At 61.7% G+C, this 15,427-nt stretch carries 10 protein-coding genes; 4 read left to right on the plus strand and 6 right to left on the minus strand.

Annotated elements, in window-relative coordinates:
* Positions 1-24: 24 nt before the first annotated feature.
* From glgB to OPU96_RS01920, 3 genes are all read right to left on the minus strand, one after another.
* A complete protein-coding gene (glgB, locus tag OPU96_RS01910; RefSeq protein ID WP_498558555.1) occupies positions 25-2,256 on the minus strand; it encodes a 1,4-alpha-glucan branching protein GlgB in 2,232 nt (743 codons plus the stop codon).
* Positions 2,253-5,594 (minus strand): maltose alpha-D-glucosyltransferase, encoded by a 3,342-nt coding sequence (treS, locus tag OPU96_RS01915; RefSeq protein WP_498558556.1) that lies wholly within the window; start codon positions 5,592-5,594, stop codon positions 2,253-2,255. Before treS ends, glgB begins: the two co-directional genes overlap by 4 nt.
* Positions 5,595-5,691: 97 nt before the next feature.
* Positions 5,692-7,668 carry an alpha-1,4-glucan--maltose-1-phosphate maltosyltransferase gene (locus OPU96_RS01920; RefSeq protein WP_498558557.1) on the minus strand — a complete coding sequence of 659 codons (1,977 nt, stop codon included), beginning with the start codon at positions 7,666-7,668 and terminating at the stop codon, positions 5,692-5,694.
* Between the two features lie 203 nt (positions 7,669-7,871).
* Between OPU96_RS01920 and OPU96_RS01925 the strand changes: the two genes are divergently transcribed.
* Positions 7,872-8,048 carry a hypothetical protein gene (locus tag OPU96_RS01925; protein WP_498558558.1) on the plus strand — a complete coding sequence of 59 codons (177 nt, stop codon included), beginning with the start codon at positions 7,872-7,874 and terminating at the stop codon, positions 8,046-8,048.
* Here OPU96_RS01925 and OPU96_RS01930 read toward each other — a convergent pair.
* Positions 8,026-8,517, minus strand: coding sequence for an MgtC/SapB family protein (locus OPU96_RS01930; protein ID WP_192299605.1), 492 nt, complete (start codon positions 8,515-8,517; stop codon positions 8,026-8,028). The two genes, OPU96_RS01925 and OPU96_RS01930, sit on opposite strands and share 23 nt — an antisense overlap.
* Positions 8,518-8,638: 121 nt before the next feature.
* Here OPU96_RS01930 and OPU96_RS01935 point away from each other — a divergent pair, with 121 nt between their 5' ends.
* From OPU96_RS01935 to mapR, 3 genes are all read left to right on the plus strand, one after another.
* Positions 8,639-8,878: a DUF3203 family protein gene (locus tag OPU96_RS01935; protein WP_192299606.1), complete on the plus strand. Its 240-nt coding sequence runs from the start codon at positions 8,639-8,641 to the stop codon at positions 8,876-8,878.
* Between the two features lie 185 nt (positions 8,879-9,063).
* Positions 9,064-10,479: a cytochrome c oxidase accessory protein CcoG gene (ccoG, locus tag OPU96_RS01940; RefSeq protein ID WP_498558559.1), complete on the plus strand. Its 1,416-nt coding sequence runs from the start codon at positions 9,064-9,066 to the stop codon at positions 10,477-10,479.
* 160 nt (positions 10,480-10,639) lie between these two features.
* Positions 10,640-12,049, plus strand: coding sequence for a GntR family transcriptional regulator MpaR (gene mapR / locus OPU96_RS01945; RefSeq protein WP_226457112.1), 1,410 nt, complete (start codon positions 10,640-10,642; stop codon positions 12,047-12,049).
* A 315-nt stretch (positions 12,050-12,364) separates the two neighbouring features.
* Here the strand turns inward: mapR and OPU96_RS01950 are convergent, their stop codons facing one another.
* Positions 12,365-13,111, minus strand: coding sequence for an SDR family oxidoreductase (locus OPU96_RS01950; protein WP_192299610.1), 747 nt, complete (start codon positions 13,109-13,111; stop codon positions 12,365-12,367).
* Positions 13,112-13,165: 54 nt separating this feature from the next.
* Positions 13,166-15,262, minus strand: coding sequence for a putative bifunctional diguanylate cyclase/phosphodiesterase (locus OPU96_RS01955; protein ID WP_226457114.1), 2,097 nt, complete (start codon positions 15,260-15,262; stop codon positions 13,166-13,168).
* Positions 15,263-15,427: the final 165 nt, after the last annotated feature.

Consider the following 15,427-nt stretch of genomic DNA (forward strand, 5'->3'; position numbering starts at 1 on the left):
GCCAGCCCTTCTTGGAGACGGCCGTTATTCAGGACGCAGGATCAGCACGCCAAGCGGTGGCAGGTTCAGCGTCAACGACACCGGTTGCCCATGGCGCGGCTCATCCTGAGTAAACACTTCACCACCATTGCCATAGTTCGAACCGGCATAGGTGTCGGCATCCGTGTTGATCACCTCGCTCCAGCGCCCGGCAAATGGCACACCCACCGCGTACGCTTCACGGGGTACCGGGGTGAAGTTGGCCACCACCAGCACCGGCCGGCCGTCCTTGCTCCAGCGCAGCCAGGCATAGACGCTGTTGATTGCATCGTCGCCGATCAGCCACTGGAAGCCCTGAGGCGCGTCATCCTGTTCGTGCAGCGCCGGCTCCTCGCGGTACAGGCGGTTCAAGTCGCCCACCAGTTTCTGCACGCCCTTGTGTTCGGCGTATTGCAGCAGATACCAGTCCAGTTGCTGGTCGTGGTTCCACTCGCGCCACTGGCCGAATTCACAGCCCATGAACAGCAATTTCTTACCGGGGTGCATCCACATGAATGCCAGGTAGGCGCGCAAGTTGGCAAACTTCTGCCAGCGGTCGCCGGGCATCTTGTCGATCAGCGAATGTTTGCCGTGCACCACCTCATCGTGGGAAATCGGCAGGATGAAGCGCTCGGACCAGGCATACACCAGGCCGAAACTCAGCTCGTTGTGATGATGGGCGCGGTACACCGGGTCTTGCTGGATGTAATGCAGCGAATCGTGCATCCAGCCCATGTTCCACTTGTAGTTGAAGCCCAGGCCGCCCTGTTGGGTCGGTTGGCTGACGCCGGGCCACGCGGTGGACTCCTCGGCGATCACCAGCGCGCCGGGGGCTTCCAGGGCGACAACGTCGTTCAGGTGGCGCAGGAAGTCGATGGCTTCGAGGTTCTCCCGACCACCGTGGCGGTTGGGCACCCATTCCCCGGCCTTGCGCGAATAATCGCGGTACAGCATCGACGCCACCGCATCGACGCGCAGGCCGTCCACATGGAAGTGTTTCAGCCAGTGCAGCGCCGAGGCCAGCATAAAGCCATGCACTTCGGTGCGACCAAGGTTGTAGATCAGCGTGTCCCAATCCTGGTGAAAGCCTTCCAGCGGGTTGGCGTATTCGTACAGCGCAGTGCCGTCGAACTGTGCCAGACCGTGGCTATCCGTAGGAAAATGCGCCGGGACCCAATCCAGAATCACGCCAATATCTGCCTGATGCAGCGCGTTGACGAAGTAGGCGAAATCTTCGGGTGAACCAAAACGTGCGCTCGGTGCAAATTGTGACAACGCCTGGTAACCCCACGAGCCGCCGAACGGGTGTTCCATGATCGGCATCAGTTCGACGTGGGTGAAGCCCAGTTGCTGCACATAGGGCACCAGGCGCTCGGCCAGTTCCCGCCAGCCATATTGGCGCGCGACTTCGCCGGCTTCGTCCAGTTCGCACTGCCAGGAGCCCACGTGCAGCTCGTAGATCGAGAGCGGCGCGGTGGTTTTGTGTTTGTGGGCCCGCGCCTGCATCCACCCATGGTCCTGCCAGTCGACCTGCAACGGCGGGGCGACTTTGGAGGCGGTGTCGGGCGGCAACTGGGTCGCCAGCGCCATGGGGTCGGCCTTGAGCGGCAAGATCCCATGGGCACCAAGAATCTCGTATTTATAGGCAGCGCCCGGTTGTAGGCGTGGGATAAAGATCTCCCACACGCCAGACGGGTGCCGCAAACGCATCGGATGGCGCCGACCATCCCAAATATTGAAATCTCCCACCACTGACACGCGCCGCGCATTCGGTGCCCACACGGCAAAGCGCACACCCTGCACGCCATCCACCGTGGTCACCTGGGCGCCGAGGCAACTGCCGAGGTCGCGGTGGTTGCCTTCGGCAAACAGGTACAGGTCCATTTCACCCAGCAACAATTGGGCGAAGCTGTAGGGGTCCTCGGTAATCTGCTCGCCACCGGCCCACTGGATTTTCAGCAGGTACGCCTGGCGATGCTTGAAGTGCCCGACAAACAGGCCGGGCACCTGGGTCGCGTCCAGGCTGCCGATCAGTTCGCCGCTGTCGCGCTCCAGCACTTGAACGCTCAAGGCTTCTGGCAGAAAGGCGCGGATAAACTGGCCACCGTGTTCATCATCGTGCGGGCCCAGAATCGAGAACGGGTCCGGATGTTCGGCGCGTACCAGCGCGTCGACGTCGTGGGACGCCGGCAGTGCTGTCAACTTAGGCTGCAGCGGTTCTTTATTCGTAAAGCTCATGACCTCTCCCCACCGCGTGCGGTTTTCGATACAAGCCCGCTGAGCAGACCGTGCAACCCCTGCAGGGGCACCGGCAGCCAGCTTGGGCGATTTTCCGCTTCGTAAGCCACTTCATACGCGGCCTTCTCCAGGCTGAACAACGTCAGCGCGGCGTCCTGGCCTTTGGCATCCTGCCAGTCATGCGCCAGTGTAGACGTAGCTGACTGATAAGCCTGGATAAATGCCTGACGTGCATCAGTCAGGTAACGCTCGGTCACGCGTCGGCGCGCCAACTGCGCGGCAGGCGATTGATCCAGGCCTTGGTCATTGCGCGCCATCGCAGCCGCGTAATCAAACGAGCGCAGCACGCCGCTCACATCCTTATAGGGGCTGTGCTTGCCACGTCGTTCATGCAATGGTCGCGCCGGTTCGCCTTCAAAGTCGATCAGGTACGCATCGCCCTTCACCACCAGCACCTGGCCCAGGTGCAAATCGCCGTGGACGCGTATGCGCAGGCCGCCCAGGGTGGCTTTCGCCAATGCCTGGACGTGGCTGGTGATGGCTTTTTTCTGCGCCAGCAAATCACTGACCAACGCCTGATCCGCGGGGTTCAATTGATTTTGATGCAGGTCAAGCAGGTGCAAGGCGCGCTCGATCTGCGCAGCCACATCCTTGGCCCAGACCTGGGCCTGCCTGGCCGTGGTGAGTTCGGGGCGGAAGTCCTTGTCGGTGGTTTTGGCCCCCAACACCCCATGCATCTCGCCCAGGCGGCGGCCGAGCAACCCGGCAAACTCCTTGAGCTCGTCAAGGGCGTTGTAATGCTGTTCCTGCTCGGAGATGGCTTGGGCCAGCTCATCGCGAATCGCCCTTTCCAGGTTGTTTTGGGTCCAGGCCCACGCATCGCCCTGATTGCTCAGGTAACCCTGGGCGATCATCAACAGGTTGTCCTGCCCTGCCCCGTCACGGCGAATCACCGAGCCCAGCAGCGGCGAGATATTCGGGTAACCGGCAGCGGTCAGGTAGGCGCTCATTTCCAGTTCAGGGTGTACCCCAGAGGCAACTTTGCGAATCAGCTTGAGCACCAGGCTTTCACCCACCACCACCGAGCTGTTGGATTGCTCGGCCGACAGGTAGCGCACTGGCGCGTCGTCGCCCAATGGCAGCTTGGCCAGGTGTGGTGTGGCTTCAAAGCGCAGTTCGCCCTCGCTTGAGTTCAATAGCGTACCGGCTTGCAGCCCATGGATAACGGCACGGATAAACGGCTCAAGGCTGAACGCGTCGGTCACCAACCCCACCTGACGCGCCCGTCGCACACGGGCCAGGGCCAATTGCTGGGGCAAGGCGCTGGTGAACTGGTCCTCACCCAGAAAACCGAACGGCAACTGATAACGGCTGACCTGCCCGCCGCTGCTCACGTCAATTTCGCTGAGCAACACCGGGTGCTGCGGGTCGCCAAAGCGCACACCGTAGGCGATATGCACGCTGTCGATGCTCGCATCCTTGCCCGCGAACCAGCGGCGTTTGGGCAGCCAGGCGGGTAGCGAAGTCTGCTCCAGGGTGGCGCGGCACGCGGGTTCAAGCAGTTCTTCCAGGCGCTGTTTAAGCACCAGGGTGGTGAAGTCCGGCATGCTTTGCGCCGGTTCCACGTGCCAACTGGGCATCTGGTTTTCCGCGGCCAGCACGAACCAGTAGAAACCATAGGGCGCCAGGGTCAGCAGGAAATTCAGCTGGCCAATGGGCGGGAAGGCATTACCGCCAAGCATCTCTACCGGGACCATGCCGGCGTAGGCCGACAGGTCCAACTCGGCGGCCTGGGCGCTGCGCGACACGTTGGCCACGCACAGGATGATTTCGCTGCGACCATCCTCGCCGGTGAACTCGCGGGTATAGGCGAGGATGCGGCGGTTGCTCGGCGAGAGCATCTTCAAGCTGCCCCGGCCAAACGCCTTGGACTGTTTGCGCACCGCGAGCATGCGCCGGGTCCAATTCAACAGTGAATGGGGATCTTGGGCCTGGGTTTCGACATTGACCGACTGATAACCGTATTGCGCATCCATGATCGGCGGCAGCACCAGGCTGGCCGGGTCGGCGCGAGAGAAGCCGCCATTGCGGTCGATGGACCACTGCATCGGCGTACGCACGCCGTCGCGGTCACCGAGGTAGATGTTGTCACCCATGCCGATTTCATCGCCGTAATACAGGGTCGGCGTGCCAGGCATCGACAGCAGCAGGCTGTTGAGCAGCTCGATGCGGCGGCGGTCGCGCTCCATCAGTGGCGCGAGGCGCCGACGAATGCCCAGGTTGATGCGCGCACGGCGATCGGCGGCGTAGTAGTTCCACAGGTAGTCGCGTTCCTTGTCGGTGACCATCTCCAGGGTCAGCTCATCGTGGTTGCGCAGGAAGATCGCCCACTGGCAATTGGCGGGAATCTCCGGGGTCTGGCGCAAAATATCGGTGATGGGGAAGCGATCTTCCTGGGCCAGCGCCATATACATGCGCGGCATCAGCGGAAAGTGGAAGGCCATGTGGCATTCGTCGCCGTCGTCGCCTTTTTGGTCACCGAAGTAGAGTTGTGTGTCCTCCGGCCATTGGTTGGCTTCGGCCAGCAGCATGCGGTCCGGATAATGGGCGTCGATCTCGGCGCGGATCTGTTTGAGCACCTCGTGGGTTTGCGGCAGGTTTTCGTTATTCGTGCCGTCGCGCTCGATCAAGTAGGGGATGGCGTCCAGGCGCAGGCCGTCGATGCCCAAGTCGAGCCAGAAGCGCATCACTGCGAGCACGGCCTGCATGACTTGCGGGTTGTCGAAGTTGAGGTCGGGCTGATGGGAGTAGAAGCGGTGCCAGAAGTACTGGCCGGCGACCGGGTCCCAAGTCCAGTTGGAGGTCTCGGTGTCGAGGAAGATGATGCGGGTGCCGGCGTATTTCTGGTCGTCATCGGACCACACATAGAAATCCCGCGCGGCCGAACCCGGCTTGGCCTTGCGCGCCCGCTGGAACCATGGGTGCTGGTCGGAGGTGTGGTTGATCACCAACTCGGTAATCACCCGCAGCCCGCGCTTGTGGGCCTCGGCGATAAAGCGCTTGGCGTCGGCCAGGGTGCCGTAGTCCCTGTGCACACCACGGTATTCGGCGATGTCGTAGCCGTCATCACGGCGAGGCGAAGGGTAGAACGGCAACAGCCAGAGGGTGTTGACGCCGAGGTCGGCGATGTAATCGAGTTTGGCGATCAGGCCGGCAAAATCGCCGATACCATCGTTGTTGGCGTCGAAAAACGATTTGACGTGAACTTGATAGATCACCGCATCCTTATACCAGAGCGGGTCTTGGGTAAAGGTGTTCGGGGCGGGCTTCTTCGCCATTGGAAACTCCTGAGAATACGTTCAAAACCACCTGGGGACACTCGCTCAATGTGGGAGCCGGCGTGCCTGCGCCCACATTTTTGGATCTCCAACAGGTTCAAGGGAGGGTGATACGCCAGATACCGAACGGCATCTGCGGCTCCAGCCGCATCCACTGGGTCTTGCCGTACCATGTCCAGCGGTGACCATTCATCAGGTCTTCCCCCCCAGTCTGGGCATCGTCCGGCAAGCCCAATTCCCACAGAGGCAACTCAAAATTCGCCTCCTGGGCGTTGTAGGGGTCAAGGTTCACCGCCACGAGGATAAAGTTGCTGCCATCCTCACTGCGCTTGCCGAAATACAGGATGTTGTCGTTCCACGCGTTGTAGAGCTTCAGCCCCAGGTGCGTGTGCAACGCCGGGTTTTGCCGGCGGATGCGGTTGAGCTGGGCGATCTCGGCGATGATGTTGCCGGGCGCGCTGAAGTCTCGTACGCGGATCTGGTACTTCTCCGAATCCAGGTATTCCTCTTTGCCCGGCACCGGCGCGGCTTCGCACAGTTCATAGCCCGAATACATGCCCCACAGGCCCGAGCCCATGGTGGCCAGTGCGGCGCGGATCAAAAAGCCCGGGCGCCCGGATTCGTGCAGGAACGCCGGGTTGATGTCCGGCGTATTCACAAAGAAATTCGGCCGGAAACACTCGCGCCACGGCGACTGGTTCAGCTCGGTGAAATACTCGCTCAGTTCGGCCTTGGTGTTGCGCCAGGTGAAATAGGTGTAGCTCTGGGAGTAACCGACCTTGCCCAGGCGCGCCATCATCGCCGGGGTGGTGAAGGCTTCGGCGAGAAAGATCACCTCGGGGTGCTTGGCGCGCACATCGCTGATCAGCCATTGCCAGAACGGCAGCGGCTTGGTGTGGGGGTTGTCGACGCGAAAGGTCTTCACGCCCTCTTCCACCCACCCGACCACGATGTCGCGCAGCTCGGTCCACAGACTGGGGATCGCATCCGCCGCATAAAAGTCGACGTTGACGATGTCCTGGTATTTCTTCGGCGGGTTTTCCGCGTATTTGATCGTGCCGTCCGGGCGCCAGTTGAACCAACCCGGATGCTGCTTGAGCCACGGGTGGTCCTGGGAACACTGGATAGCGAAGTCCAGGGCGATTTCCAGGCCATGCTCGGCGGCGGCCTTGACCAGCCGGCGGAAATCTTCGCGGCTGCCCAGCTGCGGGTGAATCGCCTCGTGGCCACCTTCCTCGCTGCCGATGGCGTAGGGGCTGCCGGGATCATCGGGGCCAGCCGTCAGGGCGTTGTTGCGGCCCTTGCGATGGCTGCGGCCGATGGGGTGGATCGGCGGGAAGTACAGCACGTCGAAGCCCATATCGTGGATCGTCGACAAGCGCGAGTGCACATCATTGAATGTGCCGTGACGCGCCGGGTCGTCGGTGATCGAGCGCGGGAACAGCTCGTACCAACTGGCAAACTGCGCGGCGCTGCGTTCCACATCGATCGGGTACACGGTGCTGATGCTCAAGTAGGCGCGGTGGTCGGCCTGGGTCATCAGGTGTGCACTGTCTTCGTGCAGGAACAGCGCAACCTGCTCGGTTTCCAGCAGGCCGGAGAGCTCGTGGTGCAGCAGCATCAGGCGGTCGCGCAGCTCGTTGTCGCTGCGCTCGGCAGCTTGCAGCACCAGGCTGCGGCCTTCCTGCAACTCCAGGCTGACCGGCACGCCGGCCTCATGTTTCTTGCGCAGTTCGTAGCAGAAGCTGGCGAAGGTATCGATCCAGGCTTCGATGCAGTATTCGTGGGGGCCCTGGTCAACCACGGTAAACGCGCCCGCCCAGCCGTTGTTACCCACATCCGTCATCACCACGCTGTGCCAGCTTTCTTCATGCAGCGCGCGCCAGCGAATCAGTACGGCGAGTTTGTCGTGGCCGTCGGCGAACACCTTGCTGCTGACATTGACGCGCTGGCCAACCACGGCCTTGACGGCAAATTCGCCGCCGTCGATGACGGGTGTGGTGCTTTCGATTGCGATCCTGGGCAACAGCAGCGCCTGGGACAGTGGTAACAAAGCCTCTGTTTCAGCAGCCATCGAGCATCTTCCCCTTACGCCCTGTGGACGCTCTTTGCTTGATCCGGATTCCGATACGGCGGCGCTTCCCTGAGCCAGACCGACTTAGGTCCGAGCCCGGGCCCGCGGGAAAAGTTCAGATGGATGTGCCGCCATTGGGCGGGGAATCAAATCCCCCTGGCGGCTGTCCACCGATAGAGCAAAGCACAAAGGAGGCCACACCGATGAATATCCCGATCCCGGCAGAAACCCCAGACCCGAATATCGATAACCCGACCCTGCCGCCCAGTGAACCAGAGCCGATTCCTGAGCAGGAACCACCGCAGCACCAGCCGCCACCGGTCGAAGAGCCGCCGACGAGCATGCCGCCAGTGATCGTCAGTCCTTGTCGAAACGTTTGACGATTTTCGGCATCACGCTGAACACCGCCAGCGCCAGCAACGTACTCAACACCGCTGTCGATTCCCGGCCCAATCCGGCCGAGACCCCGATCGCAGCGGTCATCCACAGGCCCGCCGCGGTGGTCAGCCCCTTCACGTGACCCTCTTCATCATCCTTGCCCTTGATGATCGTACCGGCGCCAAGAAAGCCGATGCCGGCTATCACGCCCTGCACCACCCGGCTCATTGCGTCCGCCTGGTTGCCGGACATCTGCGGCACCATCACAAACAGCGCCGCGCCCAACGCCACCAACATATGGGTGCGCACGCCGGCGGCCTTGCCCTTGCTCTCGCGCTCGAAGCCAAGAATGCCGCCGAGCACGGCGGCAATCAGCAAGCGCACGGTGATCTGGGTCAACTGTTTCGCATCACCGATATCGGCGAACTCGGTTTGTAAGGTTTGCCACACTTGATGCCACCAGGCGTCCATGAACAGCTTCCTTTGTCGGGATGGGTAAAGGATGGACAGCAGCGACCGCCAGTCAGTTGCCGGGAACGCTTGGCGATGCACCGGACCCTAACCTTCACCAGCCTTTGAGAAGGAGATCACCATGCCCGTGCGCATTGAAAACCAGACGTGCTATTTCAAGCTCAACACTGATGGCCAGGAACAAAGCCTGCCTGCCAGCGCGGTGACGGTCAGTACCGACATCCCCAAGGCCATGTCCTACGTGGAATTGGCCACAGGCCGGGTGTACATCACCGAACAGGAAGCCGACGCCCTGACTGTTGCCGGCGCAACCGATGGGCGTCAGCACAAGAAGGTCACCGAGCCTGGTTCGGCGATTTGATTGATCTGTATCAGCACAGCAAAAAAACCAGCTGCACCCCAGGCGGGACGGGGTGCAGCAGATTGACGCAGGGTTGCCTGCAGAGCGCATCTGATCCGCTTTTTATCGCCATACCTGAGTCTGTTATGCAAACAGTCCCACGCGCATAGTTCATCGGCCTGATGGAGGCTGATGAGCGAACGACCATGAGCGAAAGAATCCCCGTCCGAACCGTGGAAACCTTTGAGCCACTTCACCCAAAGAAGGTGAAGGCCAAATCCAGCGACAACCTGATCCACACCCGTAGTTTCACCGGCCTGTTCCGCACCTTGCGCTTGAGCGGTGCAGGCTTTCTGTTCCTGGCCTTTTTCGGCACCGTGTGGCTGAACTGGGGTGGGCGCCAGGCCGTGCTATGGGACTTGGCTGAAAGTAAATTCCATATCTTTGGCGCCACGTTCTGGCCGCAGGATTTCATCCTGTTGTCGGCGTTGCTGATCATCTGTGCCTTTGGCCTGTTTGCGATCACGGTGTTCGCCGGCCGTGTGTGGTGCGGCTACACCTGCCCGCAAAGCTCGTTCACCTGGCTGTTCATGTGGTGTGAAAAGGTCACCGAGGGCGAACGCAACCAGCGCATCAAGCTGCAAGCCGCGCCGTGGAGCCTGAACAAACTGGCGCGGCGCTCGGCCAAACACACCTTGTGGCTGGGCATCAGCGTGCTGACCGGGCTGACGTTTGTCGGTTACTTCACGCCGATCCGGCCACTGGCGGCCGAGTTGCTGACCTGGCAGATGGGCGGTGTGAGCCTGTTCTGGGTCCTGTTTTTTACCGGCGCCACCTACATCAACGCCGGCTGGCTGCGCGAAGCGGTGTGCATGCACATGTGCCCCTATGCGCGGTTCCAGAGCGTGATGTTCGACAAGGACACCCTGACCATTTCCTACGACGCCGCCCGCGGCGAGCAGCGTGGCCCACGCAAACGCGAGGTGAACCCCGCCGACGTCGGCCTCGGGGATTGCATCGACTGCCAGCTGTGCGTACAGGTCTGCCCCACCGGCATCGACATCCGCGACGGCTTGCAAATGGAATGCATCGGCTGCGCGGCGTGCATCGATGCCTGCGATTCGATCATGGAAAAAATGGGCTATGCCCCAGGACTGGTCAGCTATACCAGCGAGCATCAGTTGCAAGGTGGCAAGACCCACCTGCTGCGCCCGCGCCTGATCGGCTACAGTGCAGTGCTGCTGGTGATGATCGCGGCGTTGGTGGTGGCGTTGGTCGAACGGCCGATGGTGTCGCTGGATGTGACCAAGGACCGTGGCATGTTCCGCGAGAACGCCCAGGGCTTGATCGAAAACATCTACAGCCTCAAGGTCATCAACAAGACCCAGCAGCGTCAGGATTACCGCCTGGAGCTGGTGGACGCCGACGGCTTCCAGTTGCAGGGCAGGACCGAGATCAGCCTGGCGCCAGGGGAAATCGTTGATGTGCCGGTGTCGGTGGCGTTACTGGCAGATAAACCGGCAAGCAGCTCGCAGACCTTGCGTTTCAAGGTCACGGATGTGGATGAGCCGTGGGTCTACAGTGCTGCCGACAGCCGCTTCGTAGCACCGCTGAACCGCTGAGACCTGTCCGAATAGATGCAGATCCAAATGCGGGAGCGGGCTTGCTCGCGAAGGCGGTGTATCAGTCACCTCATTGATGAACTGACCCAGCGCCTTCGCGAGCAAGCCCGCTCCCACAGTGTGTTCCGTTTACATTCTGAAGAATTTGTTTAAGGCCAAAATGAAACGCTACGAAAAATTCGCCGACGACATCGCAGAACTGATCCGCTCCGGCGTCCTCGGCCCCGGCCAGCGCGTGCCCTCGGTGCGCTATGCCAGCCAGACCTACGGCGTCAGCCCGTCCACGGTGTTCCAGGCCTATTACCTGCTGGAGCGTCGCGGCCTGATCCGCGCACGCCCGCGCTCCGGCTACTTCGTCAACACCCACGCACCCAGCCCGTTTTCCGAGCCGGTGGTGAGCGAGCAAGTGCACGAATCCACCGAGGTCGACGTGAGCGAGCTGGTGTTCTCGGTCCTCGACTCGATCAAGGACCCGAACACCGTGCCCTTCGGCTCGGCGTTCCCCAGCCCGATGCTGTTCCCGCTACCGCGCCTGGCGCGCTCCCTGGCCAGTGCCAGCCGTGAGATGGACCCGCGCCTGGTGGTCACCGACATGTCGCCGGGCAACCCGCAACTGCGCCGCCAGATTGCCCTGCGCTACATGGTCGGCGGCCTGATGCTGCCCATGGAAGAGTTGCTGATCACCAACGGCGCGCTGGAAGCCCTGAACCTGTGCCTGCAAGCCGTGACCGAACCCGGCGACTTGGTGGCCATCGAAGCCCCGGCCTTCTACGCGTGCCTGCAAGTGCTGGAGCGTCTAAAGCTCAAGGCCGTGGAAATCCCGGTGCACCCGCGGGACGGCATCGACCTCAACGCCCTGGCGCAAACCCTGGCGCGCTACCCGATCAAGGCCTGCTGGACCATGACCAGCTTCCAGAACCCCATGGGCGCCACCGTGCCCGAAGCCAAGAAACAAGCACTGGTGGAACTGTTGCGCACTCACCAAGTGCCGCTGATCGAAGACGATGTCTACGCCGAACTGTATTACGGCCAGCACGCCCCGAAACCGGCCAAGGCCTTCGATACCGAAGGGTTGGTGATGCATTGCGGCTCGTTCGCCAAGAGCCTGGCCCCGGGTTATCGCGTTGGCTGGGTCGCAGCCGGGCGTTTCGCGCAAAAGGTCGAACGCTTGAAGCTGATGACCTCGCTGTGCCCGTCGATGCCGGCCCAGGCGGCGATTGCCGATTACCTGCAACACGGCGGGTACGACCGGCACCTGCGCAAATTGCGCTATGCCCTGGAAGAACAGCAAAGCGCCATGCTCGCCGCCATCGCCCGTTATTTCCCGGCACAGACGCGGGTCAGCCAGCCAGCCGGCGGGTATTTCCTATGGTTGGAATTGCCGGAACAGACCGACTCGTTGAAGTTGTTCCAAATGGCCCTGGCCCAAGGCATCAGCATCGCACCGGGGCCGATTTTCTCGGCGACCCAGCGCTTCAGGAACTGCATTCGCTTGAACTATGGCAGCCCGTGGACGGAGGCGTCGGAGCAGGCCATGGAGACCTTGGGAAGGATCGTGCGGTCGTTTTGAATGGGAACCGAATCTGCCAGAAAGCCACAGAGGCCAAGACTTTTCCTCACGGCAATGATCGATGACTTGAGACGACAGGTGGGCGATTGGAGCGGCGCCAACCCGAACCCGCAGACCCGGGCGGACGCGGCCCATGACCTGGACAAAGTCTTGCGCTTTATCGACAACATCGACGACCGCCAACTGAACGCCAGTCACAGCCGCAACGGCAAAATCGACGGCTACGACACGCTGGAAAACTCCGAAGCCAGCGTACTCAGGAATTTTCCGACAAGGGTTATCCAGTGCTGCGCGAGTTTCTCACCTGACCGCTGTCTAGCGACCGCCCCCCAGATCCAGGAACGTCCCGGTCGTGTAGGAAGCCTTATCCGACAACAACCAGATAATCGCTTCCGCCACTTCGTCCGGACGCCCGCCCCGGGCCATGGGGATACCCGACTCCAACTTGCTGACCCGATCCGGGTCGCCGCTGAGCGCATGAAAATCGGTAAAGATATAACCGGGGCGCACGGCGTTGACCCGGATACCCTCCCCCGCAACTTCCTTCGACAGCCCGATGGTGAAGGTATCCAGCGCGCCCTTGGACGCGGCGTAGTCCACGTATTCTCCCGGCGCGCCCAACCGCGCCGCCACCGACGACACGTTGACGATACTGCCCCCCTGCCCGCCATGCTTGGGCGACATGCGCAGCAGCGCATGCTTGGCACACAGGATCGGCCCCAGCACGTTGGTTTTCATGACCTTGAGGATACGGAACTCGGACATCTCATCGACCCGCGACTTGTGCCCCACGGTGCCGGCGTTGTTGACCAACGCTGTAACGCGCCCCAGTTCGGCATCGACGCGATTGAACAGCATGATCACTTCATCTTCGATGCTGACATCTGCCCGCACCGCGATGGCCTGTGCACCCAACGCGCGGACCTGCTCAAGCACGCGGTGGGCAGCGTCCTCGTCGGACTGGAAATTGATGCAGATGCGATAGCCCTGGCGCGCCGCCAGCAAGGCCGTCTGCGCGCCAATCCCCCGACTGCCCCCGGTGATAATGACGACTTTGTCCATGGGAGTGATCTCCTGTTTCAACCGAATGTTTAGGGTTGGGCCCAAGAATACCCGTCACACACGGTTTTTGTCAGGCGCAACGGCCGCTTCCGCGCTTTGGATATCGGCCATGAACCGCTCCGCCGGCAACGGATGGCCCAACAGGTAGCCCTGCAACGAGTTACAGCCCAGCCGCGTGAGGAAGGTTTGCTGCGCATCGGTCTCCACCCCTTCGGCGACGATGCGCAAGCCCAGAGCCTGGCCGAGGGCAACGATGGCCGAGACAATGGCGGCGTCGTCGCCGTCGTGCTCAAGGTCGCGCACAAAACCGCGGTCGATCTTCAGCTCGTTGGCCGGCAGGCGCTTGAGGTACATCAGGCTGGAATAGCCGGTGCCGAAATCGTCGATGGACAGGTCCACGCCCATGTCCGAGAGCTGCTGCAACACGGTCATGCTCGCGTCCGCATCACTCATGGCGGTGGTTTCGGTGATCTCCAGGGTCAGGCTGTTGGCCGGCAACTGGTGACGTTCAAGTGCCGTGGCCACGCTGTTGACCAGCCCGGCGTGGCAGAACTGCAGCGCCGACAGGTTCACGGCGATACGCCAGTCTTCATAACCCTGCACGTACCACAGGCGCATCTGGCGACAGGCTTCGTTGAGCACCCATTCGCCGATAGGAATGATCAGCCCGGTTTTTTCCGCCAGCTCGATAAACGTCGCCGGTAGCAACAGGCCTTGTTGCGGGTGTTCCCAGCGCAACAACGCTTCGGCGCCGACCGGGATGCCAGTCACCGCGTCGAACTTGGGCTGGTAATACAGACGGAACTGTTGCTGCTCGACGGCGTTGCGCAAGTCCTGCAACAACTGCAATTGCTTGCGCGCGTTGGTGTTCATCGACACGTCGAAGAAGCTGTAGCCGTTCTTGCCCATGCCTTTGGCGTGGTACATCGCGGCGTCGGCGTTCATCAGCAGTTCCTGGGGGTTGCTGCCGTTGCCGGGGTAGATTGCAATGCCCACGCTGGCGGAAATCTTCAGCTCATGCTCGGCGACCTTGAAGGCGCGGTTGACCAGGCCCACCTGGCGCTCGGCCAGGCGCAGCGCATCGTCGGGCTGGCTCAGGCGCACCAGCAATACAAATTCATCACCGCCGATGCGCGCCAGGGTGTCCTGGCTGCGCAGGTCTTCGCGCAGGCGCAGGCCGACTTCGTACAGCAATTGGTCGCCCATATGGTGGCCGAACGCATCGTTGACCGGCTTGAACCCATCCAGGTCGATAAACATCAGGGCAAAGCAGCCGCCCTTTTCGTTGACCACCTGCATCGCTTGTTGGATACGGTCGGCGAGCAACGTGCGATTGGGCAGCCCGGTCAGGGGGTCGTGCAGGGCCAAGTGGGTCAGTTCCTGGTTGGCCAGGCTCAGGGAGTCGGCCAGTACCGAGGTACGCGCTTCCAGGCGGGCATCCAGCACCGAGGTGAGCAAGGCAATCACCAGGACCGCCAGGCTGGTGACCACGACCAGGTTGTCCAGGCCCTTGCCACTGAGGCCCGACACCGCGGCGCCGCAGTAACTCTCGTCGGCAAATTGCGCCGCCGCCATGCCGGTGTAATGCATACCGACGATGGCCAGCCCCATGATCACGGCAGCGCCACCGCGCATCAGACGCACGTAAGGCGTATCGCGGCGCAGGTGGAAGGCGATCCACAACGCTGCGCCGGAGGCCACCACCGCGATCAGCAACGAGGCGCTGAAGAGTGTGGGGTCGTAGTCGATGCCGGGGGTCATGCGCATCGCGGCCATGCCGGTGTAGTGCATGCTGCTGATGCCCGCGCCCATGACCAGCGCACCCAATGTCAGTTGCCAGGCGGGCAAGCGTGACTGGTTGACCAGCCACAACGCAAAGCCGCAGGACAACACCGCGATCAGCAGCGACAGCGCAGTGATACCCACGTCGAAACCCAGGGCGAACGGCATGCGCAGCGCCAACATGCCAATAAAATGCATGGACCACACGCCCACGCCCATTGCCACGGCCCCACCGCTCATCCAATACAAGACCGCACGGCCCTTGGCGGTCGCAATGCGCCCGGCCAGGTCCAGCGCGGTATAGGACGCGAGGATCGCAACGAGCAGAGAAATCACGACCAGCGAGGGGGAATAGCTACCGATAAGCATGGGACTTCTCAAGACTGACGGGCCTTAAAAAACCCGTGCCAGGTGGCAAAGGCGGCGATTGTAGCGAGATTGATTATTGTAGAGTTGAAATATTAGCGCATGGCCATCATGGACTTTTTGACGCCAAACTACTGGCTCAAATACCCCAGAATCCGCAGACTGATC

This window comes from Pseudomonas sp. RP-B7 (genome assembly GCF_059803535.1).